The sequence below is a fragment of the Rhodococcus sp. G6(2025) genome (genome assembly GCF_058628105.1).
Genome location: NZ_CP179754.1, coordinates 87,633 through 113,516, shown reverse-complemented (window position 1 = coordinate 113,516; position 25,884 = coordinate 87,633). Strand labels below are relative to the sequence as shown.

18 protein-coding genes are annotated in these 25,884 nt (G+C 64.2%); 9 read left to right on the top strand and 9 right to left on the bottom strand.

Translation table 11 applies throughout. The features are described from left to right. Positions 1-30 precede the first annotated feature (30 nt). The 7 genes from pglZ to ACLIVD_RS44115 form a co-directional block, all read right to left on the bottom strand. Entirely contained in the window at positions 31-2,568 is a 2,538-nt protein-coding gene (gene pglZ, locus ACLIVD_RS44145; protein ID WP_242324358.1) for a BREX-1 system phosphatase PglZ type A, read from the bottom strand. Next, the gene (gene pglX / locus ACLIVD_RS44140; protein ID WP_242324360.1) at positions 2,565-6,128 is read right to left on the bottom strand and encodes a BREX-1 system adenine-specific DNA-methyltransferase PglX; all 3,564 of its coding nucleotides are present in this window, start codon (positions 6,126-6,128) and stop codon (positions 2,565-2,567) included. Before pglX ends, pglZ begins: the two co-directional genes overlap by 4 nt. Positions 6,129-6,397: 269 nt before the next feature. Then, the gene (gene brxC, locus ACLIVD_RS44135) at positions 6,398-9,964 is read right to left on the bottom strand and encodes a BREX system P-loop protein BrxC (protein WP_242324362.1); all 3,567 of its coding nucleotides are present in this window, start codon (positions 9,962-9,964) and stop codon (positions 6,398-6,400) included. Beyond that, positions 9,964-10,524: a DUF1788 domain-containing protein gene (locus ACLIVD_RS44130; RefSeq protein WP_491933885.1), complete on the bottom strand. Its 561-nt coding sequence runs from the start codon at positions 10,522-10,524 to the stop codon at positions 9,964-9,966. Before ACLIVD_RS44130 ends, brxC begins: the two co-directional genes overlap by 1 nt. A 62-nt stretch (positions 10,525-10,586) precedes the next feature. After that, the gene (locus ACLIVD_RS44125; protein ID WP_242324366.1) at positions 10,587-11,219 is read right to left on the bottom strand and encodes a DUF1819 family protein; all 633 of its coding nucleotides are present in this window, start codon (positions 11,217-11,219) and stop codon (positions 10,587-10,589) included. Between the two features lie 506 nt (positions 11,220-11,725). Beyond that, entirely contained in the window at positions 11,726-12,133 is a 408-nt protein-coding gene (locus tag ACLIVD_RS44120; RefSeq protein WP_242324368.1) for a restriction system modified-DNA reader domain-containing protein, read from the bottom strand. A 39-nt stretch (positions 12,134-12,172) separates the two neighbouring features. Continuing rightward, entirely contained in the window at positions 12,173-12,301 is a 129-nt protein-coding gene (locus ACLIVD_RS44115; protein WP_277932495.1) for a hypothetical protein, read from the bottom strand. Positions 12,302-13,253: 952 nt separating this feature from the next. Between ACLIVD_RS44115 and ACLIVD_RS44110 the strand changes: the two genes are divergently transcribed. Then, positions 13,254-13,442, top strand: coding sequence for a hypothetical protein (locus tag ACLIVD_RS44110; protein WP_242324370.1), 189 nt, complete (start codon positions 13,254-13,256; stop codon positions 13,440-13,442). A gap of 230 nt (positions 13,443-13,672) precedes the next feature. On the opposite strand, the gene ACLIVD_RS44105 is transcribed toward ACLIVD_RS44110, so the two are convergent. Next, positions 13,673-16,504 carry a double-stranded RNA binding motif domain-containing protein gene (locus ACLIVD_RS44105; protein ID WP_242324371.1) on the bottom strand — a complete coding sequence of 944 codons (2,832 nt, stop codon included), beginning with the start codon at positions 16,502-16,504 and terminating at the stop codon, positions 13,673-13,675. Between the two features lie 321 nt (positions 16,505-16,825). After that, positions 16,826-18,166, bottom strand: a complete 1,341-nt coding sequence (locus tag ACLIVD_RS44100) for a zinc-ribbon domain-containing protein (RefSeq protein WP_242324373.1) — start codon at positions 18,164-18,166, stop codon at positions 16,826-16,828. Positions 18,167-18,777: 611 nt separating this feature from the next. On the opposite strand from ACLIVD_RS44100, the gene ACLIVD_RS44095 reads away from it, so the two are divergent. The 8 genes from ACLIVD_RS44095 to ACLIVD_RS44060 all read left to right on the top strand — a co-directional run bounded on the left by ACLIVD_RS44095 (position 18,778) and on the right by ACLIVD_RS44060 (position 25,363). Beyond that, the gene (locus ACLIVD_RS44095; RefSeq protein WP_242324375.1) at positions 18,778-19,125 is read left to right on the top strand and encodes a histone-like nucleoid-structuring protein Lsr2; all 348 of its coding nucleotides are present in this window, start codon (positions 18,778-18,780) and stop codon (positions 19,123-19,125) included. Between the two features lie 498 nt (positions 19,126-19,623). Beyond that, positions 19,624-20,328 carry a DUF3800 domain-containing protein gene (locus ACLIVD_RS44090; protein ID WP_242324376.1) on the top strand — a complete coding sequence of 235 codons (705 nt, stop codon included), beginning with the start codon at positions 19,624-19,626 and terminating at the stop codon, positions 20,326-20,328. Between the two features lie 893 nt (positions 20,329-21,221). Continuing rightward, positions 21,222-21,698, top strand: coding sequence for a hypothetical protein (locus ACLIVD_RS44085; RefSeq protein ID WP_242324378.1), 477 nt, complete (start codon positions 21,222-21,224; stop codon positions 21,696-21,698). 536 nt (positions 21,699-22,234) lie between these two features. Next, complete coding sequence (locus ACLIVD_RS44080) at positions 22,235-22,777, top strand: DnaB-like helicase N-terminal domain-containing protein (RefSeq protein WP_242324380.1); 543 nt, start codon at positions 22,235-22,237, stop codon at positions 22,775-22,777. A gap of 12 nt (positions 22,778-22,789) precedes the next feature. After that, on the top strand, positions 22,790-22,963 hold the full coding sequence (locus ACLIVD_RS44075) for a hypothetical protein (RefSeq protein WP_242324382.1): 174 nt from the start codon (positions 22,790-22,792) through the stop codon (positions 22,961-22,963). A 126-nt stretch (positions 22,964-23,089) separates the two neighbouring features. Continuing rightward, positions 23,090-23,590 carry an N-formylglutamate amidohydrolase gene (locus ACLIVD_RS44070; protein WP_242324383.1) on the top strand — a complete coding sequence of 167 codons (501 nt, stop codon included), beginning with the start codon at positions 23,090-23,092 and terminating at the stop codon, positions 23,588-23,590. A 153-nt stretch (positions 23,591-23,743) separates the two neighbouring features. Then, positions 23,744-24,541, top strand: a complete 798-nt coding sequence (gene imuA' / locus ACLIVD_RS44065; RefSeq protein WP_242324385.1) for a DnaE2-dependent mutagenesis accessory factor ImuA' — start codon at positions 23,744-23,746, stop codon at positions 24,539-24,541. A 72-nt stretch (positions 24,542-24,613) separates the two neighbouring features. Further along, positions 24,614-25,363: a DUF4429 domain-containing protein gene (locus ACLIVD_RS44060; RefSeq protein WP_339329497.1), complete on the top strand. Its 750-nt coding sequence runs from the start codon at positions 24,614-24,616 to the stop codon at positions 25,361-25,363. Positions 25,364-25,884 lie beyond the last annotated feature (521 nt).

The window sequence follows — 25,884 nt, the reverse complement described above, 5'->3', positions numbered from 1 at the left end:
TACCCTACGAAACGCGTACTGAATCGGCAATCAGAGCGGGTCGAAGAAGCCGCCGAACCCGCGCTGCAGGGACGCAGTGGTGTGGCGGTACTCGGTGCGGGTGCCGTTGGTGACCTCGTCGGCACGGATGAACACGGACTTTCCGTTGAAGCGCTCGGCGGCCTCGTTCAGTACGAGTTCGACGGTGAGGTTCCGGTCCCGGAGGTCTTCGGCTGTGCTATCCACGACCACGGTCCGCTCCCCCGACAGTGCCGTGCCGTCCTCGGCATACGCGCCGACGATCAAGGTCCGCGCTCGACGCTTGCCCGTGACCACTTCTCGCTGCAGCAGCGTGACGAGGACGGTGCTGGAGGTGATGGTGGGGCTGCTGACGTTGACGTCGACGGTGACCTTGCTGGTTTCCTTGCTGCGGGACTGGGTCAGTGTCACCAGCGGCACCACGATTTCCTGCAGGGTGGCACCGCCGTGCACGTACTGGTAGCCGGCGCCCTGCATCCGCAGCCGGTGCAGCGCCCGCGGCACCTGCACCTGCAAGTCGCCCTCAAGACCGAGCTGCGCGGCCGTCCACGTCGTGAACGCGGGGTGCTCCCGCAGGCCGCGGCCGATAACGTAGCGGCGAGTCCGGTCGACAATCTGCTCGCCTTGCGCGGCTTCGCTGAGGTAATCGCCGGGCTGGAGGTCCGAGTCTTGGTAAAGGAAGCCGTGGTCAGCGGTGACAAGAACGCGGCTGGCCCGGGTCTTGCCACTGCCGAAACGCTTGATCACCCGCGTGATCTCGTCGAGGGCACGGTCGCACGCCTCCGGCGTCTGGTACGGGGTCTTGTGCCCAACCGCGTCGATGGCGTCGTGGTAGACGACGACGGCGTCGTGGGCAGACCACAGCGCGGCCCGGTCGGCGGCGCTCATCGACATGACCGCCGCGTAGTCGACTGCCGCAGCATTCATGCTTGCCCACTGCGCACGGCGCGCGGGTAGTCCGGAGGCCGATGCCCCGTCCACGCGGGCGGTGCCGTCGTCACTCAACTCGAGCCGGGTGTGGGGCAGCATCGCGGCCATGCCGAGCTGGGTGTACGACGGCAGCGGCGCGAGCCGCGGTTCGATGGTGGCGCTGAACCAGTCGTCGCCGTTCATGCGGGCGGCGAGTTCGGCGCCGACCTCGTAACGGAGTGCGTCGGAGACGACTACGAGAGTCTTCGCCTTGGCGGGCAGGTCATAGCGGGCGAATCCGCGGAGCCGTTCGACACCGGGGATGTCCCAGGTGTCCAGGGTGTCGACCTGCTGTTGCCAGGCCTGCGCGAGGGGGCGTTGATAGTCGTGGACGTACCGGTGTTCGATGCGGTCGGCGAGGTCGGCGGGCAGGTCGGTTTCAGCGCGGTTGCGGTGGTGGCGGAACCGCCGGTAGGCGCCGTCGATGCTCGACCAGGCGTCGGAGTAGCTGCGGATGCCGTCGGCGGGGTCCGCGATGACGGGAGCAAAGGTTTCGATCCGGCTGAGGCAGTCGGATGCCGCGGAGAGCGCCAGGTAGCCATGCCGGTGATCGTCGTACCAGGTGGTGGTCGAGCGAGTTCGGACGAGGTCGGCGATCCGGTCGGGTGACAGACCGCGGTCGAGGACGGCGGACGCGAGGGCGTAAATGATGGCCTCGTCGACGAGCGGGAACACGTCGCGGGCGGCGAGGTCCTCGACGGGCGGCGGGTCGGCGCGCAGTCGTTCGCCGATGTTGAGGTCGGCCTGGGCGCGTTCAGCGAGGTCGGTGAAGAGCGGGCGCAGTTGGCGGTCGTCGCGGAGGCGTTCGAAGTCGATGCGGGCGGGGTTTCGCGCGTCGGGCCAGCCACGCCACGCCTGGTCGAACAGCCACGTGGCGAGGCCGGCGACGGAAGGTTCGTCGGATCGGTAGCCGTAGATCTTCGCGCACCCGGTCCACAGGTATCCGGTGAGTTTGTGCTCCTGCAGGGTTTCGTACCCGCCGGACCGGTCGGCGACGTGGTCGGCGAGGAGGTCTTCGACGATGCGATGCAGTCGGTGCCCGCCAGGGCCATCGAGGTCGAGGACGGCGGCGCTCATGAGGGCGCGAAGCACATCGGACAGCTTGTCCACAGACAGATCCGGGGGCAGGTCTGCGAGGTGCTCACGGATGCGGTCGGTGCGGTGTGCGTCGTCGAAGACCCCCAGGTGAGCGGCGACGACGTCGGTGACGCCGCGGTCAGCGATTCCGAGATCGTGGACGAGAATCGCGGTGGTGTCGGCGGTAAAGGTGCCGTATCCGACTTCGATGTCGAGTAGCCAGTTCTCGCGCAGTTCCGGGGGCAGGCCGGTGCGGTACACAAGGTGGTGCCCGGGTTCTGATGGTCCGCCGTCCAGTGTGGAGTAGATGCGGTGTTTGACAGCGAGTTCGTTGCCCTCGACGCGGTGCACGGTCAGGACAAGGCCGTGTTCGGCAACTGCCTCGGCAATCGCGTCGAGGTGCGGTGCGTAGTCGCCGTCCGTGTCTCGCCACGTGAGCACCGGGCTGAAAGTGAAACGATCGACGAGCAGCTCGGCAATGCGCGCCGCCGAGGCGGCGCTCACAGTCCGGTGACCTTCCGCAGCACGTCCTTCAGCTTCAGGTAGTTCCGCTTAACGCCGTCGTCGAGATCAAGCGGAACCTCTGTGGTCGACAGCGGGAAGAGTTTGTTGGTGATCCATTCCCGGATCTCGCGGCGCTGGGCGGTGAGCAGGTCGCGTTCCTTGCTGAGCTTCGTCGCCTCCGCTTTGCCGGCGGTGGGCAGGGCGTGCTCGATGGTTTCGAGGCGGGCCTGCTGCTTGTCCGTCATCTGGTTGGCGTAGTTCTCGCGGATGATGCCGAGAGTGGCGGGCGTGTACCGGTGCAGGTAGAACAGTGCGTTGAAACCCTTGTCGGTCTTGCTGTTCGACGACACCTGCCAGTAGATGGGTCGCTTCGAGTAGAGCTTGACGTGGTCGTTGTAGAAGTCCTTGAGAAAATAGTCGCGCAGCGACTTTCGATTTCCGGAGCCGAGTGCGAACTCGAGCCATGCGACGTTCGCTTCGACGTTCTCTTTACCGAATGCGACGGTGAGGAACTCACGCATCCGGGCGACGATGTCGTCCTCGAAGTAATGCTCGGCGGTGATGGGGATGATTCCGTCGGCGTCAGGCCGGAACCGTGCGCTCGGCACCGTCTCGTTGAAGTCCGCGATTGTCGAGCCAGCGTCGGCGAGGATCAGGCCGGGCTTGTCGAGGCTGTAGCGACCCATCATGCAGCCAACCGCGTAGGACGTGAGTTCCTTCGCGAGGTCGAGGTCGAAGAGTGTGCGGTACTCGTCCTCGGTGTGCGTCGCACCCTTTTGTGCGTACCGGAAGTACGGGTTCTGGGTCAGCGAGATCCGGTTGCGCGGCACCTCGCAGTCCACTTCGTCCTCGAGCTCGTAGAGCTCGGCGAAATAGCGGTTGTTTGCCACTTCCAGTTCCTGGGCACGCGTCGTGTACGTGAGGGCATCGTCCCACAGAGACTTGGCCTGGGCTTCGAGGGTCCCACACCCCATAGCAACGAGTGGGTTGTTCTCGAATTCCCATGAGGTCTCGTAACTGTTCCAGTCATCGCGAGATAGTGCGACCAGTTGTGTTGCCGCATCCGCGCCGCACAGGTTTACATCGGGACCAACATATGGAACGGCAAGCATGTGCCCGAGCTTAAGGTCTAGCGTAGGAGAAAGTGCACTGAGGAAGAATCCACCAATCACCGAGTTTAAAAGCCCAACAACGTGCTCACACGGGACAGTCGAGATCGGATACCCCATCGGCCCCTTCGTGTCGAACATGAATCCCGAATCCGAAATTCGCACCGAAACGTCGCCACCCGAGAGGTTTGTCCACGTAAAACCCGGAAGAAATGCGAACTCTCCGTTGTAGTTGTGCGACCGAATGCGACCGGTTGCAGGATCGACGTTCATCCTCTGGCGACGGCCATCGTCCTGCCAGTCGACCACGAGTCCAACGTTTCCGTGCCACTTCCGATACTCCCCGCCCTTCTGGTAGGGATACCATCGAGCTTCCCATTTCTTGTCATCAGGCGAGTTCTGCAGGGGGCGAGAAAATCCCGCGCGGGGGACTTCGTGCCACCATCGAAGAAACTCGTCATTATTTCCAGTCGTCAACCCCTCTCGGGTCACTACCGCAGCGGAGAGTGGTGGCTTGGATTGAAACGCCGCCTTCAAATGATCTGATGCCCAGTACACTATTGGGCAATCTGGAATCATTGAAAAATCAGAATACGACGCCGAGAATGCCAAATCTGAATCGCCATTCAAGATTCGCCGTAAGATCCGCGCTTTCTCGTCCTCATTCCGACCTTCCACCAAGCGTAGGAACCGTCCAGATTTCATTGATCGGGATTCGACATCAATAACGAAGGCGCATGCTTGAACCACCTCCCCGCTGATTGCATCGAATGCGCGGGCGCCGAGGTGAGCCATCGAGCTCAGGCGCCCCTGAGAGAAGAGATCAGGCCGAAACTTACGATACGACGAAATGAACATCCACTGATGCTTCGTAACCATAGCTACCGACCCCGACCTGCGAGCCAGGGACCAACTGCGCTCGATAAAGGTCACGCACAGGTCGGCATAGCTATTGGGGTAGTTTTTCTTGGCGAACCCGTTGAGTGCGTCCCCCATATTCCCGCTGCCCAGGTACGGCGGGTTGGCGACCACCACGTGGTATTGGTTGTCCGCCAGCGCACGCGCCTGGCGTCCAAGTGTCCGAGCCTTGCCCATCAGCCTGAACTCGACCTCACTGGTGATACCCATCTCGGCATCAGGTTGCTCGTACTGGTCGATCGAGACGTTGAGGAGGTCTAGCGCATCCGGATCGACGCGTATCAGAGAGCCGTACGTATCCGCATCGTTGAATGCAAACATCAGTCGCGCCAACTTGTCCCGTTTCTCGGGCGAAACGGCGCCGGTGATGAGTTTCGTCTCCAGCTCGTCGAATTCGAGCGGCGTGACCCGCACGATGTCCGGCTGCACCGGCTGGTCATCGCTATTGCGGCGAGCGAAGAACCGGCGATCCTTGTCGCGCGCCTTCATCGCCAGGGCAAAAGATGCGAGCTGTGCGGCGCGTTCGTCGATTTCGAGGCCGCGCAGGTTGTGGGTGAGGATCATCTGCGGTATGGAGCTCGGCGTGTATCCCTCTTCCTCGTAGATCCGGAACAGCAGATCGAATGCATACGTGAGCATGTGTCCCGATCCGCAAGCGGGATCGAGCACCCGAATCTCCTCCGGCGAGGCTACTGTTACGCCTGTGTCCTCTTGTCCCGCAACGGGTTCGATGTAGTACTCCATATGTTCGCGCAGCCCGCTCGACGGCCGTGAGCGCAGCCAGAGCCGGCCGAGGGAGTTCTGCACCAAGTACCGCACGATGTACTCCGGCGTGAACAACTGGGTGACCGCCGGCAGTTTCGCGGCGTCGATCGCGACGTTCGAGTTGTTGATCTGGTCCTTGAGGTCGGAGTTGTAGAACTGGTACAGCCAGCCCACCACCTCTACGTTCCCGCACGCGGCCGCGTCCATCACCTGGACCGCGCGGGCACGCACCGAGGCCGGCGCCAGCATATCCAGCGGTGTGAGCAGCCGGATCCAGTCCACCGCAGCCGGGAACACCTCCGGCATCGGTTTGTGCCAGGACGCAAACATCGCACTCAGCAGAAGCGTGTACGCCTCGGCGTCCGGGTCGGTGGACGTCCGCTTGCCGGTCAGCAGGTCCACCACCGACACCTGCACGTGCTGCGGCACCTCATGCGGGAACTCCCCAGCCTGTGCGCGGGTGAGGATCTCCGGCAGCGCCGACGACGAACCCGCGGCTGGAGAAACCACCCCGAACGAGCCAGAGAATCCGTTGGCGTCCATGTACCGTGCTGCGGTGAGCCGGTTGAACCAGGTGTAGGCGGCGGTGTCCGCTACCCAGGCCAGCCCGTGCTCATCTACGGAATCCCGCAACGCCCGCACATCGTGCGGGTACTCGGCGGCGGCCTTGGGGTCGTCGAGCAGCTGCTTGACTCGTCCCCGCATCTGCTCGATCAGCGTGGTCCGCGACGAGGTGGCGAAGGTCTTTAGTGCGGCGGTGTTCTTCATCGTTCGCTTTCTCGATCGGTGTCTGGGTGTCCGGTGCGGCGGGCGCCCTACGGCCAGGTGTTCAGGTGCAGGGTGTGTGCGCCACCAGTAAGCAAGGTTGAGGCGAAGACCCGACCCGTCACGCCAGGGTCGGGGATGAACTTGGCGTAGGCGGTGTCCGACTGGTCGCGGTGATCGTGGACCCAGATGGCCATGTCGAAGTCAGCCAGGTACGTGGCCGCCTCATCCGCGCGGTCTGGAAGTAGGAGGCGAGGTCTCCGGTGCACGGGTCACAGGACGATCGTCTTTCCCTCGTCAATCGCAGCAAGCAAGCTGACCCGCAACCGCTGCACATACAGGTCAACCTGGGCAGGGCTCGTGAGCATCGCCGGAACATCCTCGACTGAGACCGCGCTCAGCCTCACCGTCGACTTCGCAGCGCCCTTCGACCTTCCGGCACTCTTCGACCCGGCCGTTCCACCGCCACCGTCACGTGTGGGAGTGTCTCCCCCTCCCTGCTCACCTCCGAATGCGTCCTCCGACTCCGCAGTAGGCGAGTTGATCAACACCTCGATCGCCGACTGGTAGGCGGTGTCGAACGACTTCCGGGCCAGTGCCACCTGCCCCCGAGTCGTGTGTGCCCCGAGGCCGTCCAGAACAACCCGCAGCGCACCCCGAGCCTGCTCCTGCGCCTTGTCAGTGGCGTCGAGGAACGCCTGCTCCCGCAGCAGCGACTCCAGACGTTCCTCGATGAGGCTGCGCAATGCCTCCCGGTCGGAGGTGACCGCGGCATTGAGTCGCTCGACCAGACGCAGATGCAGCTGCTTGATCTGTGGGACACCTCGGTAGAACGTCGAACTCTCAAGTGCGGACCGCAGGGCCTCGACGTCCCCGCAGTCGACGTCGTCGACCTCCGCCCCCCGCCGTTCCAGGAATACGCGGGCATCGTCGACGATGCCGCGCTGCTGTCCGCGCAGAAAGCTACGGATCGGGTCCAGCACGTCCTCTTTGACGTCGAGTAGCGTGTCGGAGTCGGCGAGGAAGCCGTCGAGGTACCAGTCCTCATCGTGACCCACCGCGGACCGAATTACAGTCAGCGCGTCAGCAACAGCCGCCCCGAACGGGTACGGAAGCTTCGCCCAGTCGTCGAGTTCGGCCGCGTCCTCACCAAGCGCGGACCGCACGCGAACCACCAATTCCTCAGGACTGGAGGGCATATCGGAAGTGTCACGGTAGTCGCCCAGGAACGACTGGAGTTTTCGCACCTTCGCCGGATCCTGTGCACGCACCTCCTCCACCGCGATTTGGCGGTGCTTCTTGGTGTTGCGCAGCTCCTCGGCTATCTCGGTGCGCACCAGGACCCGGCTGTCGAGCTTCAGTCGCACCAGACCCGACTTCGTCCCGTGTGCAATCGCCGCCAGCACTGTCGTCATCGACCACCCGAACGGCGGGCCGGCGAAGTCCTCCACCAGCGAGCCGACCGTCGATGCGATCTGGCGCACCTTCGCGTTGCGCACGGACACCACGATCGACTTCGCGAGGGTGTCGAGTGTGGAAGCGACGTCGAGATCCAGTGTGGCCTCGTCTCGGAGGATCCGCCCGAGATCGGTCTCCTTGAGCGTGGAGATGCCCCGCGCCTCGCTGATCCTCGTGTACCGGGACTCGATGGCAACCTGCAGCGCGGCCTGCACACGGTCCTTCGCGAGCCCGCCGCCGATGTCGAGCACACTGCCGTTGTGCACCAGATCAGCGGCCGTGACGGCCTTCCTGATCTCACCGAGCACCTCGCGCTGGCGTTCCACGTTGGCGCGCTGGTGTGAGTCCAGAATTCGTCTACGCGGCTCCGGCAGCGCCGATTTCATCTGCAGCTGCACGTAGTCACGGGTCCGCACATACAGGTCGATGTCGTCGCGGGTGCGCTGGCTCAGGTCCAGCACCACGAACACCGCCCCTGCGTGACCCATCGAGTGGTGTTTGACGTCCTCCAGTGGGTGCCCGCTATACGGGGTCACGAAGCGCACGCTCAACTCCTCCGAGCGGCCCTGCCGCTCTCCGTCGAGCATCCGTTCCAGTCCCAGATCGACGCCCGTCACGCCGTGCCGTACCTTCGCGCCCACTCCCGAGGCGTTCACGATCTCCTCGTTGAGCAGCTTCCTGATCGCGGAGTCGTTGCGTTCGTGGTTCTTGATCGCCTTCTCGACATCCTGTTCCTCGTTGGTGAGGTAGGCGTACGTCGAGCCCGTACGCTGGACGTAAGTGTTGTTCTCGAGGAGGCGCAGGGCCCGCTCGATGTCGTCATGGAGCGCCGCAACGTTCGTCTCGATCGCCGGCGTGAGCAGCACCGAAAGGGCCTGAGGGGTGGCCTCGAACTGCTCGATGTACTTGGTCATGAGCAGCGCCTTGAGCACCCGCAGCGCGAGGTCCCTATCCGGCCCATCCAGGTTGCGGGCTGCAGTGGCGACGTTCTGTTTGACGGATGCGTTCACCGACTTGTCGATGCCGTCGTAGAACATGTCGAATGTGGCGAGCGCACCGACGTCGGTGGCCTTCATCACCGACCCGATGTCCCTGGTGACGCCGAGCAGTGACCGCTCACCCACCGATGCGTGCCGGCCTGTGAAGGCGTTGAAGTCCGACAATCCCCGCATCGCGTCGTGGAAGAGTTCGAACTGGTAGTCGACGAACGGATAAGTGTCAACGAAGTCATCGACGGTCGAGTAATTCTTGTAAGTCCGCTGGTCCTGGAAGGCGAAGAGCGAGCGGAATCGGTCCTCGTTCGCGGCGTAGACAGCACCCAGCCGAGAGGCCCCGTCCGTGGTCTTCTCGAGCAAGCGCTTCGACACCACCTCACGCACATTTTTCGAATCGAGTTTCAGCTGAATCGCGAAGCGCGCCTGGATCTTCGAGAAGTCTTGCTGCTGCTCCTTCGTGCGGTCTCCGAGGATGGAGTCCATGACCTCCTGAGAAGTCACCATGACCCACGCGCGGCCACGACACTTGACATAAAGAGACTCGGCGATCGTCTGCAGGCTCAGCATCAGCTTGGTGTCCTGACCGATGAATTGGCCGATCTCGTCCACGTAGAAGCCGACCCGGGCAAGCGGTTCGGGCTGCATGTCGAGCCACTCCGCGACTTCCTCCGCGAAGGACTCGATCGACACGGAGTAGTTCTCGCGGTACGCGGTCAAGGGCCGCTCCAGCGACGCACCAGTCGCTTCGGCGTAGGCCTTCTCCACGGCTGGCTCGACGAGGACGGCGAGTTCACGCCCCTGTTCCCACGGCTTCCCGTAGATCCCCGCGAACGCATCCTTGAACTGATCGAAGACCCCCTGCCCGGTGAGGTCCCGTTCGAAGCGGGCAATGTAGGGCGTCTTCCCGAAGTAGCCCGCAGCCTCGTAGAAGACCTGTACGAACACTTTCAGCAGCGCGTCAGGCTGGTTCTTCTCGTTCTTGTCGACCTTCTCGTCGATGTTGAACAGCAGTGAGCGGGACGGGATCGCGGCGGACCGCTCCAGCGCGCCCCGCAGGATCGCCTCGTGCCCGGGTACCTTGTCGAGGAAGGCGTCGACCACATCGGCCCGCGCGATCCCGGCCCCGTTCACATCACCGAGCAGGTAGGCCAGCATCTTCAGCAGGTGTGACTTACCCGAGCCGAAGAAACCGGCGATCCACACACCGTTCGACTCCGGCTTACCCGGGTGTGTGTACGCCTCCAGCAGGTCGGTCAGGTGCTTCGCCACTTCGTCGGTGACGACGTACTCGCGCACCTCGGTCTCGAGCTGAGCGGAACTCGACGCCTTGACGACACCGTCGAGCGGCCGATCGATGTCCTTCGCGAGGATCTGCTCGATGTGCATCAGGAGTTCTCCAATTCCAGTAGATCGAAAGCGCGGTAGTAGTCGTCGTCGGTGAGCCGATCGAACAGGACCAATGACGACCCCTGCGTGGGTGACTGTCGGTAGGTGCCCGGGAACACCAGAACCACAGGCAGATCCGCCAGCAGGGGTTGCAGGGTGTTGAGGACCGTGTGCGCGCGAACCAGCGGGTACAGCCGCCCCACGTTCGACAGCAGAACAACCCCCGGCCGGGGCTGCTGTCCCTCGACGATCCGGGCGATGCGGGGCGACAGGTGCTCCCGCGGTGAAATCACATTGCCGACGGCCTCGCCGAACATGTCCTTCGGCAGCGCGGTCTCCTGCGCAAGGATCTGCTCCCATTGCCCCGTCTCGGACCACAATTCGGTAGCCAACTCCCACAGGTCGATGTCACAGACCTCGATACCCTCGGTGCGCAGCCGCGTGACCAGCCGCCGGTGTTCGCCGGCGACGTTCGGCTCGTCCGACGGCCGGTATGCCAGCACGAAGTAGGGGACTTCGCCGATCTGCCCCTTCATCTCCAGGAAGCTCGATGACCGCATGACCCGGTACGCGATTTCGAATCGCGCCGTGAGAGGCATTTCATCCGTCGGTCGAGCGGTCATCATGCTCCGTCCCGGCCGGCGAGCGCGGCCACCTGTGCATCGTGGATCGGGAAGCTCAGCAGAAGTTCATCACCGGCGGCGGCGACAACAGCCGCCACACCCGGCGAAAGATTGGTCGGCAGCACTCGACCCTCGTCATCTAGGAGTCCTGCCTGGCGCAACATCAGGAAGGTGTTCTGACGCAGCCTGACTCTCGTTGAGTCGGCCGCGTCCCGAAGTGCGTCCACCCAGGACGACTGTAGATTCCAGAACATGTCGAAGTCGGCGTGCTCCACGGTGTTGCGCCCTGACAACAGGCGGTCACGAACAACCTCCCGACCGAAGTCGCGCAGGAAGCGGTAGCGCAGGCACGCCGCCAGCCACATCACCTGCCGGGAGTCGTCGACTGAGCCGTGCGCAACCAGTTCGACACCTGCTCGGGGCAGTTCGTCGACGCGCTGAACGACCTCACGCGTCACGCGTGCGGTCGACGCTGCGGTGCGTTGCTGGACGAGGTTCAACTCGACCGCCCGCGCGCGCGCAGTCGCCGCGTCGGGTTCAGTGACCAGCAACCCAGCGATCGCAACCGCCTCAGCCCGCAGCAGCCCACCAGTCGTGAACGACAAGCGGTATGCATCGTCAGGCACGAACATCTCCAATCGACTGGTCGTGGACGCATCGGGGAGACGCATTCACAGCATGATCGTAGGCAGAACGAAAACCACCTCTGCCGAGCCGTCTGACATTAGTTGAAGGGACCGACAACCTGTCGGCGCGTAAAGGTCGCCCACGTTCTTGGCCAGCCACTGGGCCGGGTCGTATCACGGCAGGCTCAGGGGCGTGGCGGTAGACGTCGCGGTGAACACCAGCAAGGTCATGAAGCTCAGTGCGTCCCCGGCGGACAGTTGTCACCTGTCCGGGCCGGTCACACGACCGCGGCCACCAGCACCAAGGGGTACTGAACTTTCTACTGCAACCTGCGCGAAGAGGTGCGAATCCCGCCCCGGTGACGGCACATACTCAAAGGATCGGAGTATAACCGGGCGCTCAAATAGGTGTGACCGCCGTATTCACCCAACCTCACCCCATGGTCGCTGTGTACTATTTGCGCAGTTCCGAGACGCCCCAATCGGTTCTCGGAACTCTCGCCTGGGCGTCATCATTTCAAGGAATTTCGCAGCTCCCGCAAGCTCTTACCCGAGCGCGTGTGGGTCCAGTTGTGCCAACCATCAATTTCAGATCCCACCAGATCTTTCAGTGCAGGCGACGGTGCGCTATAAATCCCCCTCGGGGTCTGTATCTGTCCTCCGCTTGCAATCACGGCGGTACAGACCTGGCCCTTCCGTACACGCTCATGACGAAGTTCGTCACCGATCGCAACCAACCCTGAATCAAGGAGTGGTGCGAGCCGCCCTCGATGAGATAATTCTTCTGCATTGGGAGCGCCGGAATCGACATCGCCGGCGATGAGTAGCCGTCGAAGTACGTCGTTTGGTTGTTCAAAGCCACGCACGTTCTGTTCGAGCACGTGGTAGACCTCGTCATCAATTTCAATCTTGCGTCCCATGTCGCCCGCCCTCACTGCAATCTTCAAATCTTGGAGATCTTAGAGTAGCAAGTAGTGGAAGATTTGGTCGTCGGTATCGCTGGAGGTGGTGTGGGCACGCTCGGCCGCGTTGCCGGGCGCCGCGTGTGCTTCGTGTTCGGCGGCGACGTGTTCTTCGAGGTCGTCCACCAGTTCGGACGTGGTCGCGCCGCACGAACGCGATCGTGCACTGCTACCGGATGCTTCCAGCGCTTGTCAGGGTCCGAACGACGCATACGACGAGTGAAGAGGCGACACCGCCGACCAACTGGAGCCGCGTTGGAGGTTTCCGAGACGCCGATGCTCGAAGGCGAGTGGCCTACGGCGGCGGTTGGATCGACCCGCGGACCGGGAAACGTGGCCGACCATCCGAGTTGCCGACGTCCACCTCCGATGACGCGTGTTCGCAAGGAGCCCCAATCCGGGGGATGTGCTGGGAGACAAGAGGCATGCAATTAGTCTTGCCTACATCAGTGCCACCGAAGGAGGTGCCCTGACCTGGTTAGACTCAAGGTCCTTCCCAGCAAGAGCAGCGATCAGATAGGAAACAGTGAATGCCCCTTCCGGTCATAGAATTCAGCTATCTCGGCACAGTTCATTCTCCTTTTAGCGGTGAGGCGGCCGAATCGGACGATGGTCCAAACGAGGGTGACTCGACCTAGTTGTTCGTCTATCACGGGGCGGCTAGCACTTGGGGCTACATCAGTCCTCGGTTATCGGATCAGTTTCCGGGGAATGTTGAGGACAGTGAACCGGATGAACTTGCAGAGCGTCTCGAGGTCGAGGGAGGGATGGTAATGGTCGTCGATACCGACTGGAACGGAGTCAACTACTACGGTTTCGCTCCCACGAGCAGCTAAAGGCGATTCTCCGCTCGTTACTTCCACGGAGAGTTTGCTTCACCTGTGGCGAGGTACCGCGCGACGGCACCTTCTTCGCTGAGGTGACCCTTCCGTGCCGGCTTGTCCTGGAGGTCCCGGACGGTGATTTCCCAGTCCATGGCATCCATTCCGTGGAGCAACCTGAATCCAGGGCCGCGGGGCAAGCCTTTCATCGGCTAGGTCGGCGATGCTTGCAGCCGTGAGTCGGGCAAGATGTCTGCATGACCCTCGACCAGCAGATAGCGGAACTGCGCGAGCAGTTGAACGCGCTGTCCCGACGAGTGATTGCGGTGACGGAAGCGGCTGGCGAGCAGGACAAGCCCGACGTCGTCGACGCACTTTCCGATGTGACCCGGTACCTCAACGACGCTGCTGCGATCCTTTGGGATGACCAGTGGTACCGCTCATGAGCGCCTGCGATGACGATTCGAGCACAGCGACTCGATGGCAGAAGGCCTGAACGCGATCACCGTTCTCCTCCGTAGCCCCACCCGCCCCAGTCGTCGATCTCTGTGATAGATCCCCGCCGCGCAGCCCGTCGCGATGCCCAAATGATTAGCCGTAGACGAACTCGTTGTACCTGTCGACGTGATTGTGGGATTCCTGTGCGTCGCCGATGCTCGGCGCGACCGCACCACGCCTATCCGGTTGTCTCAGCGGGTTTCGGCTCGCAGCCTAATGTGTTCTGGTCACCGCCTGCATCGCCATTGGTACGCAGACACAGCATGAGGGCGTATTCGGCGCGGGCCAGTTCCTCGATCTGCGCGGACGAGGGTTCGTCCTCGGATTCGGGAAAATATTCCGCCAGTAGCAGGACGTCGGTGAGTGCATCGCGCACCCGATCGAGCCACGGGTCGTTCCACACCCGCTGCACCGCATCGAGGCCGGCACACGAAATCGGGTCGGCGACGGTCGGCGCGGTCGGGATCGTGACCGAGACGACCTCGTCCTCCCTGGCCCAGATCGCACCTCCGACGATGCTGTCGACGATCTCGACAACCGGTTCGAACGCGTCCGACCACTGCGCGCCGGGAAGGTGCAGGATCACGGACCGCCCAATGTCCTCACTGCTGCTGCGCTCGGTGTCGAGCGGGACCCCCGCGGCAGCCGCGACGGTCTGTGCCTGCCGCTGCACGTACTCGAGGGTGGCCGTGACCGGGTCGGTGCGGCGCAGCATGGTCAGCAGGTCTTCGAGCAGCGCCAGCCGACCGGCGTACGGTCCGGCGCGCCAGGTGCGGACGTGCTCGTCGGGACTCGGCGGCAGTACCTCCGCGCCGTGGAACGGTGTGTTCTGGACACTCCACTGGCGCACCGCCGCCCGGCGATGCTGGATCAACACCGCCTCGTAAAACCCTTCGAGACGGGCGGCGATCGCGGTCCCCGAGCCAGGGACCAACTGTGCTCGCGTACGAGCCCAACGCAGATACCCGCCGTAGTCCGCGGCGGCGAGGAAATCGACACCGAGCGTGCCCGCCACGATGTCGGTGCCGATATGGACCCGCCGTTCGGGGTCGACGGTGCGCAGCTCGGCGAGAAACAGGGCGCGCAACAGCACCAGGCGATCCTCGGTCGGGGGAGCACCGGCCTCGTCGTGGCCGAACACCCAGCCCAGGGCTGCCGCTGCTGCGGCCTGTCTCGCGGGGATCCTCCCGGGACTCCACGAGCCGCGGCAGCGCGGACTGCCTTCCACGTCGAAGGTGATCGTCGCGCGCAGCTGCAATTGGTGGTCGGGGCCGCGACGTTCGTAGTCGACGTCGTAGCAGACCTTCAGCCGGGCGCAGTATTCCTGCAGCTGTGTCGACGAATCGACGGGCGGCTCGAAAGCTTGGATCCAGTTCGCCACCGTCAGTGGTTGACGCTCCATGAGCAGGTCACCGTTGGCGCGCCACGCGACCGCCGCGATGGCCTGTGTGACATCTTCTTTGACGTCGAGGCTCAGCTGTTGCAGGCCCTTCGACCGGAGCACCCCGGCTTCCACCGGCATCGCGTCGAACAGGGTGAGCACGACCTCGCGCGACACCGCCGGGTGGGTGGCCACGGTCGTCGCGAGCCGGGACGAGGCACCCAGAGTCTGCAGCACATAGTGATGACGTACCAGGGTGGTCAGGACTTCGGCGCCTTCGGTGGCCAGAGCCCCGTAGTCCCGCTGGTTCGCTTCGGTCACCACCGCGCGGTTCTCCTGAATCCAGGATCGGTGGGTCAGTGCCTGACTCATCCACGCGGCGTCGGCGACCTCGAATGCCTGTTGCGCCCACCGGACTGCACGTACGTGCTGCGGGAAGTCGCCTCGGTACAGGCGCGGCGCCGGATGCATCTGTGCACGACCGGGCGCCTCGCCTGGTGCCGCGTGAGGCAGGTACTGCAAAACGTACGAGCGGGACGCGGCCTTGCGAGCAGCCTTGACAGATCTGCCGATGGCCGATGCTGACAGCCCGTTGGCCGTCACCGTCACGGTGAAGTTCTTGTCGTGGTCCGGACCTGATGAGGAACGCACGATCTCCGGTTCGCGTTTCAGCGCCGAACTCAGCAGCGTCACCCACTCAGGCTCCGGGCGCAGCGGGGAAAACGACACCCACTCGAGGAGCGCATCTGCCGGAGCCTGGGATGCGGTGACCAGCGACAGGGCCCCGAGGATCTGCATCGCGACCGCCTCGGGCGCGGAGGTCGGCCGACCGGCCGCGATCAGGGCTGCTTCGCCCTTGCCGTAGAACGCCGCCTGGACGTCGCTGGTCCAGGCGGCGAGGAGGGCGCGGGCGTGGTGGTCGGAGGCCAGGACGCCGCTGACCTCCACATTCGTGGTCAGGTCACCGCGCTGGGCACGGACCCGGTCGAGCATCGCCAGGCGCATCCAGCCCCGCCCGAGGGTGGCCAGCAGATCCAGCACCGCAGCGCTGATCGGGCTGTCGGATACCGAATCGTGGAGGTAGCTGCTGTGCAAGCACGCCCACCGCACCCACAGCAACGCGTTCTCGTCCAGGACCAGGTCCATCTTCTGCAGATCCTGCAGAAGCCGCGGCGGCACCGGCGGCACCCACGGGGACAGCGGGGCCTGGGGATAGGACTGTCCCCACCCGGTGGGGAGGATGCTTTCCGTCGAGACCGACAGCGCCCCAGTCGGGGCGGATGCACTCGCCGCCGGCGGTAGCGATGGTCGTGGTGCGTGTACCTCGAGGAGTGCGCTTTTCAGCCAGGGCCGCAGTACCGGAGTGCGTCCGGCGCGGAACTTGCGTTCCACATCGAGACATTCCTGCGACCGCGCATCCTGACCGGAGACGGTCATCCGCACCCGCAGCCGGGCCAGCGACTGCAGAAACGTGTCGACCGGAACGGCGAGGGTCGGATCGAGGGACACCGTGCGGGACAGCAGCTTCGCGCGAAGGCGCAGCGCCATCTTGTGCAACGGCTCCGGAGGCGGTGGGGTACCAAGCGCCACGACGCCGACCCAGCGATTGCCGAAACTGTATGCGGTCATGATGCGACTCAAGCTAACCGGTGCTCCGACAAACGCCACAAAGGCACGCCGGGGACACGACGTGACCGCGCCGCCGAAGTCCGCGGCGGGCGACGGCACGCTCGACGATGCCGGTGCCGATCACCGCGAAGAGATGGCCGGTAACAACACATCCCCACCGCAGCCGGTTCGAGGCCGCGCGGGTGTGGCGAGATGGCCGGTACGGCCGCAAGAACCCAGTGCCTGATCTTCGCGATACCGGTCGCACACGCCCGTGGCACGCTTTCGTCGCGGCCGTTGTTCTGCTCGACCCGTCCATCCGGCGACCTGACGACATCGGCGCTATGACGCCGTTCGTGGCAGTGGGATCGGTGCGGGTCGCCGCGATGACGAACTGATGCGGTGCTCCGACTCCCTCCCTCCACGTTCGACGTCACCTTTGATGACGCCATGGGCAAGAGGATTCGGTGTATGCAGGGGGTCCGGTCTGCCTATGAGAGGGTGATCGGGAACGGGTTCACCGAGAATGGCCAGACCGCCGCGGTGCAGGGTCAGTCCGGTGATCGACGCGACCAGCACAACGGTCTTGTCGAACACGATGAGGGTGATCGTCGAGGCAGCGACGTGATCGGCACGTAGCTTCCACACCCCGCGGCCGCGCTCCCACAACTCCTGCGGCGTGAGACCTTCGGCGTAGCCGAGGTGTGTCCGGCCCAGGGGGTCGTCGGGATCGGCGGGGCAGGATTCGGCGAGCGTGACCCGGACTGCGGTGATGCGCGGTGGGGGCTGCTTCGGGCGGAAGCCCCGCAGCTCGGACGACGCCCCGCTCTCGCGGTCCCGGGGAAGGTGCAGGAACGAGGGGTAGTGCCTGTCGGCGAGGTTGACCGGGGGCCGCTGACCGGTCGCGGTGAAGCGTTGTTGCTCGCAGAATTGCAGGCGTCGCTCGATATCGCCGTGGAGGGGTGTGTCGAGGATGTCGAAGCCGAGTTTCTTGAGCGCCCATCCGATCTCGCCGTGGTGGTGGCCGGGAAGATACGTGTGACGGAAGTGGCCGGCGTCGTCCGGCACGGCCGCGTGCATCTCCTCTTGGTAGCGGGGCGGCAGCGCGTCGAGGATGCGCAGCATGCACGCGCCGAGCAGACTCGATGTCGGGTAGCTGGGCGCGGGTCGATGCTCGACGGCCGCGATGGCGACGTACACGCTGACCATCCGCACGAAGTACGCCTCCACCAGGGGAAAGATCTGATCCCACCACCCGACCGTATCGGCCGCCCTGGCGCAGAACAGGGCGTAGAGGGGACTGTCGTCGAGGAGGCGGACCGTGGCGGCCGCCGACTCGACGTGGGCGTCGAGGATCAGGCGTGCGTGCTCGGTGACCTCGCACTTGCGGCACGGGTGCGCGAGCACCCGGAAGGTGGATTCGGAGGGCTGGAACCGCCGGTGGCCGCAACTGTGCACGATGGCGCCGGGAGCGACGCAGTACAGGCAGGCGTGCAGGTCCCCGTTCTTCCACGCAGCGGGCGAGCGCCGTTGCAGCGGTGTTTCGCGCCACTCGTGCCCGGCAGGGCAGCGCCACCACAGCATCTCGTGGGACGAGTTCGTGGTCGAGTCGAGATCGACCCCGGTATTGCGGGTCGGATGTAGCTGGCGAAACAGTTCTGGGTGCTTCTCTTTGAAACGCACACGCCCCCTCAAGGCTCACTCTTGGTGTATCAACACTCTCGGGCACCACCGGCACCGTCGCCACTGGGATCGCGTGCCCGGGGGCCGCTACGCCGGCAGGCCATGAATCCGGTGACGAACGTTCCCGGGCCGCCGAGGAGCATGTGCCTTCGTTGCTCATGTTCATCCGGCCGACAACACCCGTGGACGAGATGGACCCGACCAGGGCGGCGATCCCGCCCAGCATCATCAGAAAGCCGGCCCCCCCGGGCCGATGAACTCGATGACACCTTCGATCGTCGGCAGCCTTGACTCCGTATCAGCAGGGGCGGATTCCAGGGCGCCGCCGTACAGGGCGGGGAAGTTCGTCATGACTGCGCACGTTAGACCAGATCCCGAGGACGCAGGTGAGGATGTCGGCGGCCCTGACCAGCAGCGATGCCAGCTGGCATCGCTGAGCCTAACAAGACCACCAAACGTCGGGCGTGTCGCCGCTGGTCCTACGGAGTTTCGCTGACACCGTCCCTGTGTCCGCATGCGCGCGTTTCCGGGTGACCTCCAGCGCCGCAGCCACCGGCGGCAGGTCAGTACTGTCATCTGGTCCGTACCGAAGACCTCGAGGAGTGGAATCTGTGGCACGCAAGGTCGTAGTAGAGATGGTCGACGACATCGACGGCACCGCCTTCGGTGAGGACGGCGAGAGCATCCACTATGCCGTCGAGGGCGTCGAGTACGTGATCGACCTGAAGGACGAGCACGCCAAGGAACTTCGAGAGACCTTCGAGTACTACATCGCGCACTCCACCCGGGTCGGCGGCCGCAAGCACCGTTCGGACCGGACGGGCAACCCCACTGGCGGGAAGCGGCCGCGGGGTGAAACGAAGAAGATCCGCGCCTGGGCGATCGAGCAGGGCTACGAGATCGCCGCCCGCGGACGTATCCCCACCGAGGTCGAGCAGTGGTTCCACGACGCGCACTGACGGGGGTCCGGTACGTCCAGGGCCGCCCTTGCGCGGACACACCCGCAGGAATACCCCCGGATAGACCGCTGTTGAAGAGGCTGACGGTGGCGCGCATACCCCGGGTACCACACCAGAAAAGTCGCTGCGAGCGACCACTTGCCGAGAGGCGATATGGCGTCACTGTCACCCCCGACCCGGGTAAGACCTACATTGCGTAGCGTTCTCGGGACAGTAGGGGATGAGGAGCCGCTGACATCGGGGAAGGTGTCGGCGGCTTTCCTCTGGTCCGCCTACAGATCCTCCTCCCGGACGGACCCCGGCTCGGTGTCGAACCGCCGGCCCTTGAGGCTCGGACGCCGGAGCTCACCATGTTCGGTGTGATCTGGCGATACTCGATTCCAATGCAGTGACAGGTTCGAGCCACCGAACACCACTGGGATGCGCCCCAGCGGACGCGGGCAGAAACATTGACTCCCGGTGACAGCAGGGCGGAACGGGTGAGCGATCATCGGGATCATGCCTCCGCGTCTCGATCGCATGATGTACGTCGATGACTCCGGTCATCCACAGTCCGGACTGGCCGTGTACGGATGGATCGAGTTCAGTCCGGACCATTGGCGCTCGGTGCTTCGAAGTTGGCTGGACACACGAAAATTCCTGTGGCGCGAGTTCGGCGTCCCCGTCACGACCGAACTCCACACCACCGAGTACGTGAATGGCCGTGGTCGAATCTCGAAACGTATCCCCGAGCGGCACATTCATGGCGGGCACGAATACTGGAAAGACTTCGGCCGCGAAGTTGCCCATCATTGTTTGGAGACGCTGCGGTGCGCCGAAGGGCTGTCCCTGGGGGCGGTGTACCGGCGGGGTAAGCCCGATGACCTCGCCCGGACCAAAAAGGAGCTGTACACGGACCTCATCAGTCGCTTCGAGGGTGAGCTGGCCGCAACCGACTCGCTGGGGCTGATTTTCATGGACGGCGACGGCAGCGACAGCTCCTACAGGACCACCCATCGGAGCCTTCCGCTGGCAGAGCGGCGAGTCATCGAGGACGCCATACACATCGATTCGTCCGGGTCACAGCTGATCCAGATGGCCGATCTGGTGGCATGGTCCGCCAACGTCACAGTAGATCGTCATCCGAAGAACGAATTTGCTACTCAGTGGTACAGCGACTTCTTGACTGAGCGCGACCCGCGGCGGGGACCCCTAGAGATTTAGACCCCCAGAAACAGCTAGACCCCCTGCTCCACAGGTGTGGGGGGGTCTGCACGAGCAAGATTACGCCTCTGTTCCATATGGAACAAGTTGGCAGGCCGGGCCCCGGCAATTAGGAACAACGCGTCAAACGCTTCCTGAGTTCGGCCACCACATGATGCACCTGAATGTATCCAGCGCCGATCCGCCCGTACAGTGTCTGAAGCCCAGGCCGCACGCCCTGCAGACGGCGCCGTGGGCTATGCCGCGCCTCGCGGGCCGGACGGCTGCACTCGAACCGGTTGACCTGCACCATCCGTGATGCACTTTCCGGTAGGTGCCGGGTACCTCCTGATCCTCGTCTTCCCGGTCGGGCTGTTGACTGGGCGTGTTCGGTCCACAATGCCCTAAGTGCAGGCAGCTGGGCTCAGTCCAGCGCAGTGACAGCGATGTCATCGTGCACTTCCAGAATCAGACCCGCACCACCGCCCTACCGGAGGAGCCAATCCTTCTGCGCATCTAAAGGATTAAACCCGGGGCTGCTGCCCACGCGGAGATGACCTTTCACCGGGAATCACTTGCGATGTACCCGCCTCCGGCCGGCTACCGGACCGCCTGCGGCGTCCCCTGATTCGAACTCCGCTGCGCTCCGCGCTGTGGAAGAACATCGTTCGTTTGACGTGCTGGCCTTCCGATCCTGATCGACGGCGGTCCCGGCAAAACCCCTGGCGGCTTCGCCGGCACAAGGCTCCGAGAACTTTCTCCACCCGCACTCGCTGGCGCTCGCAGAGAAACTTCCCGGCCCAGGGGTTGCGCCATGCCCTGATACCGCCGATCCGACTCTCCTTTGCCAGCACGGCAAAACGAACGATCGGGGCACGCGAGTGATCCGATCCCGTACGAAAGGTCACCGACCTATGCGCACAGCAACAGCATCCGCGGCTCCCATCGTGGGGACGTCCGAGCTGCTCGACTACCGCCACTACGGCACTCTGGAGGAGAACTACGCCCACGAGCTGGACCGACTGGCAGAGGCGGGCGTCGCAGACCCGGAGGTGACCTCGACCGGCGGGAACTGCTACGCCCTCACCGGCAATCCCGGCCGCACTGCCGACGGCCGGTCGATCTACCTCCTCGCCACCACCAACGGCGACCCCGCTCTGACCACCAATACGCCGATCACGAGCTGGGTTGTCGGCCTGTACGAGGACCAGGGCGACTCGGTCGCCCTCGCGATGGGCGAGGCCAGCGTTGAGGCGCTCGGCGACTCACCCGATGCACTCGGCTGCGCGATCACCCGCGCTTGCACGGCGCTGCACCAGTACGCCGGCAGTGCGCCGGACGGGAAGACCGCACTGATCGGGGACCAAGGATTGACCTGGATTCCCGCGTAACGACCAATCGCGGACAGGCACACATCCCGATCCACCGGAAGGAGCACACCGGGCAGCAGCTATCTGCCCGGTGTGCTCGCCGAACCTACACGTAGGCAGCCATTCCGCAGCTCCACCCCGTATGCGCAAGTGTCACCGACACCCCGTCACCGCAACGGACGGAACCCCGGGATTCCCCGAATAGGGAACTCGCGATGCGGCACTCGCGCTTTCGGGAAAGTTTATTTCCTCGCGATTCGAGTTCGTGTAAGAATTTGGATTTGAAAATTTTACTCACCGCAATGAGAGCTCAAATGTTTTGAATTTCGAACATTGCTCTATTTGGCAAAGTTCAGTCTCTAGTCTGAAACCAAGAACCTCCTAGATCTCCCGGTTCGGGTCGCATCGTTGCTGGCATGGGGGTTCTAGGTGCAAACTTACGCACTCGTCTGGAGCGTTGTAAGCGACGCGATCTAATGGAAATATAGTCTCTTGGAATCGCGAGAAAATCCGCTTTATCGACTACAATAAGAATTGTCAAAATAATGGGAGGGAAAATGGCTTCGCCACTTCGAATTGCACCGGTGAGCGAGGATATGGTCGGCGAAGCGGAGCTGTCCGCCGCCGCGCCGCATCTGGGCCCCGAAGCGTGCTGCCTGGCCGCACTGATGCAAATCCCAGCGGATCAGGCGCGTCCGATCGTCGACATCCTGGGCCGCGATGACTTCACCGACCCCGCGTACGCCGCCCTCTATGGACTGATCCACGACCTGATCCGCCGGGGACAGCCACACGACTACGTCATGGTCGCCCACGAGATCGACAGTAAGCCCGCCGGCATCGAGCACCACCCGGTGCCGTTGCGCCAGCAGCTCGTGCGCATCATCGGCTCGGCGCCGTTTCCCGAGCGCGCCCCCTATTACGCCAAAGCCGTTATCGCCCAGTCCTACCGACGCTCCTTCGAGACTGCGGCTCACGCACTGAGCGAAGCCACCGTGACCGTGGCCACCGACGATCTCTACGAGTACATGTGCCAGCTCGGCCGCCGCCAACGCGACGCCCACACCCGCTACGCAGCCATCTGCGCCACCATCAATTGAGGGGAGAACCGCATGTTCGTCGACGACTACGAGAAGGATGCCTACACCCTGCACACCCAGGGAAGGAGCTGGATCGAAGTGGGCCGTGAACTCGGCTGCACCGCGGCCGCGGCCGAATCCTTCGCCAACGCCTATCGGCGCCACACCGACGCCGCGGCCGCGGAACACCAGACGGCTCTGTTCTGAATCGGAGAGCCCGCAGAACCGGGGCAGACCAGGTCGGCGCCCCGCATTCTGTGGGTGCCGGGCACGGTCCGAGTGCATCGCCGTCGCTTAGCCGGCCGGGGTATCGAGGGTCCGTACCCTGGCCCCATGTCCGCCGACCCCGACAACCTGCGCGCCGACGCCGACCAGCCGCTACCGAATCTGGCCAGCGGGGACGTCCCGGCGGATCCGCACCTCATCACGGCGGTGGCCCGCACCGGAACGAATATCGAGTTGCGGATCCACACCTCGATCGTGCCGTACGACGTCCCGGCCGAGCAGTGGTTTCCCGCAGCGGCCGGGGTCACCGTCACGGTCATCGTGCACACCCTCGATGCGGCCACCGGTGAGGTGCGGTATCTGCCGCCCGCGGAGCCCGACGAGTGGGCGCGAGCGATCTTCTCCACCGCCGATGCCACGCGCGGATACTTCCTCGGCGCCGTCGACCCAGACACCGGCACCCATCGCCGCGGGCAACTCGCCTATCGCCTCTACCTCGACACCGACCGTCGAGCGATTCCCGCGCCCCGGCAACTGGTCACCTGCCCCCAGTACCTTCTCCCCGCCATCGAAGCCCGCACGGACATCACCATCCCCACCACCGCCTGACCGGGGATTCCCGGAAGGATGCCGCCCCCATCTGACCCCTGACCTGCGAGGAGAGATCGGGGACGCCCGCCGATCTCCCATCTATCGAACATGCGTTCGATTAGCTGGCTACACTGGGGTGCTGTAGATGGATCGGGTTGACGGAGGGCAAGCATGAGCGAACTGTCCCCGGCGTACGTATCGGACGCACTCACCAAAGCGGAGAAGCTCGAACAGCTGCGCCGGAAGATGGCGGCGATTCCCGCCCGAGCCGACAGCGCCGAGCCGGCGATGCCCGCGGCGATGCTTCGGTCCGTCGACGAACCGACACCGATAGCGGCCACCGCCCAGACCGCGCTGCGGACACTGCCCGTGCCCCCTCCAATCGCAGAACTTCTTCCGTGGGGAGGACTCGCCCGCGGCACCGTTGCCAGCGTCGCCGGAACGACGTCGGTGCTGATCGGCCTACTCGCCTCGGTCACGGCAGCGGGTTCACACGCGGCCGTGATCGGAATGCCGGACCTGAGTCTGCTCGCCGCGGTCGAGCAAGGCGCAGACCTCTCCCGAATCGCGATCGTGCCCGAGCCGAAGGACACCGCTGTCGAGATCGCGGCGATCCTTCTCGACGGAGTTGACCTCGTCATTCTCGGGCTTGCGGGTGCGTCCGTGACACCGTCTAGGGCGAGGGCGGTGGTGGCCAGGGCCCGGTCGAAGGGCGCCGTTTTGCTGGTCACCGACGGGCTGTGGGACGGGGTGGATCTGCGGATCGAATCCCGCGTCGCCGGATACTCCGGCCTCGGCGAGGGACACGGCCGCGTCACAGGGGTGCACCTCGACGTCGCGGCCGCCGGCAAAGGATTCCAACGGCGCACGCTCCGTATGGAGATCCGCAGCGACGCCGGTTCGGTGGCCTGGCGCACGGTCCCCGAGATCCAGTCCACCGGCCACACCCCACTGCGAGTTGCATTGTGATCAACACCGACGGCAGGACCGAACGATGGCCAGAACCATTCGCGGTCGCGGGCGGTCTGCTTTGATATTCCGATGGCCGTTCACACATACGCCGGTGCAGGGTCCACCGTCTCGTTCGACGACGTCTCGGGAACTGTCACGTTTGAGCACACCCACTGGCGTCAGCCCCGCACGAAGCGGGCGGCATCTCCGTGGACCGTTCCGGTAGGCGCGATCGAAGGCATTTCCTGGCGTGAGGCCACTGCGTCCAAGGCTGCCCAGATGAGGTTGCTCCTCCGTGGACGCGTAGGGCACAGCAAGGACGGCCGAGCTGACTTCAACTACATCACCGGTAAAGACAAGATTGGTGTCTTGGTTGCAGCGATCAACGCCGCTGTCCAAACCGCTGAGCCCGTACTCGGATTCGGGGACGAGCTGACCCCGCGACAGGCACCTGCGCCGCCGGCGGTGTCAGTCAACATCCCTGTCGCTGGCGGCCCGCCGGCGCCCGACAAGGAGGAGTTCGGCGGATTCAAACTGAACGGAAAGATCCTTACCTACAAAGGCGTGCGATATGGCGTCGCCGGTATAAAGGCGTCGGTAGACATCGGGGGGACTCAGCGACGCACGACCCTCACACGCGTTGTCGTCGGGACCGCAATCGACCCCGGTAAAGGGACGCTCATCGGGGCGATGGCGAAGAAGCAGACGAGCTATGTCTACCTGACGGTCGAGTTCCCGAACGGAACGGAGATCATGGTCGAAGCGCCCGGAAACTATGAGTTGTTCGCTCGCAGTTTCGCATCGGCGCTCAACTCTGCCAGCCGCTCAGCATCGCGCTAGGGCTACGAATCTGCTCATTGAATAAGAATCACGCTCCGATCTTGCGACGCCAGAACCTCAGTAGGCGGGTCAACCACTGCGCTTGCTCTTACGAGACGATCACCGATTGAAGCTAGTACGTGCTTAAGGTCCAGCTTGAGTCGGCTCTTATCGCCGACGACCCAGCGATGGCGCGCCGCCGGAGAACACGCCTGGCTGGCGTACCCGGTCAGTGTCGGCGCTGCTATCTGGTAGCGGGCGTGGCTCGGCGACGATCTGCGGTTTGTGGGTACCGGGGCGTGGCCGCTGCGGCGCGGTGAACTCCAAGCCAGATTGCTTCGTGGCAAACGCCGGTGCATACCCGCCGGGCTCAACCCAGTTCGGCACGACAGCCCACGCGGGTTTCTCGTCGGCGCCGCGACACCTGCCGCCTCGGTAGGCGTCGTGTGCCGGCACTCGCTTGCTGGCGGTCAGCTGCCCGGGCCGCCAGCCGCACGAGGCGCATATCCCGACGCGCCGTTGCTTAGTCGCGCCCCTCTTGA

Coding starts and splice junctions, on each gene's coding strand:
- pglX (WP_242324360.1), bottom strand. CDS start 6,128: ATGAAGAACACCGCCGCACTAAAGACCTTCGCCACCTCGTCGCGGACC.
- brxC (WP_242324362.1), bottom strand. CDS start 9,964: ATGCACATCGAGCAGATCCTCGCGAAGGACATCGATCGGCCGCTCGAC.
- ACLIVD_RS44130 (WP_491933885.1), bottom strand. CDS start 10,524: ATGCGGTCATCGAGCTTCCTGGAGATGAAGGGGCAGATCGGCGAAGTC.
- ACLIVD_RS44125 (WP_242324366.1), bottom strand. CDS start 11,219: ATGTTCGTGCCTGACGATGCATACCGCTTGTCGTTCACGACTGGTGGG.
- ACLIVD_RS44120 (WP_242324368.1), bottom strand. CDS start 12,133: ATGGGACGCAAGATTGAAATTGATGACGAGGTCTACCACGTGCTCGAA.
- ACLIVD_RS44110 (WP_242324370.1), top strand. CDS start 13,254: ATGACCCTCGACCAGCAGATAGCGGAACTGCGCGAGCAGTTGAACGCG.
- ACLIVD_RS44105 (WP_242324371.1), bottom strand. CDS start 16,504: ATGACCGCATACAGTTTCGGCAATCGCTGGGTCGGCGTCGTGGCGCTT.
- ACLIVD_RS44090 (WP_242324376.1), top strand. CDS start 19,624: ATGCCTCCGCGTCTCGATCGCATGATGTACGTCGATGACTCCGGTCAT.
- ACLIVD_RS44085 (WP_242324378.1), top strand. CDS start 21,222: ATGCGCACAGCAACAGCATCCGCGGCTCCCATCGTGGGGACGTCCGAG.
- ACLIVD_RS44080 (WP_242324380.1), top strand. CDS start 22,235: ATGGCTTCGCCACTTCGAATTGCACCGGTGAGCGAGGATATGGTCGGC.
- ACLIVD_RS44075 (WP_242324382.1), top strand. CDS start 22,790: ATGTTCGTCGACGACTACGAGAAGGATGCCTACACCCTGCACACCCAG.
- ACLIVD_RS44070 (WP_242324383.1), top strand. CDS start 23,090: ATGTCCGCCGACCCCGACAACCTGCGCGCCGACGCCGACCAGCCGCTA.
- imuA' (WP_242324385.1), top strand. CDS start 23,744: ATGAGCGAACTGTCCCCGGCGTACGTATCGGACGCACTCACCAAAGCG.
- ACLIVD_RS44060 (WP_339329497.1), top strand. CDS start 24,614: ATGGCCGTTCACACATACGCCGGTGCAGGGTCCACCGTCTCGTTCGAC.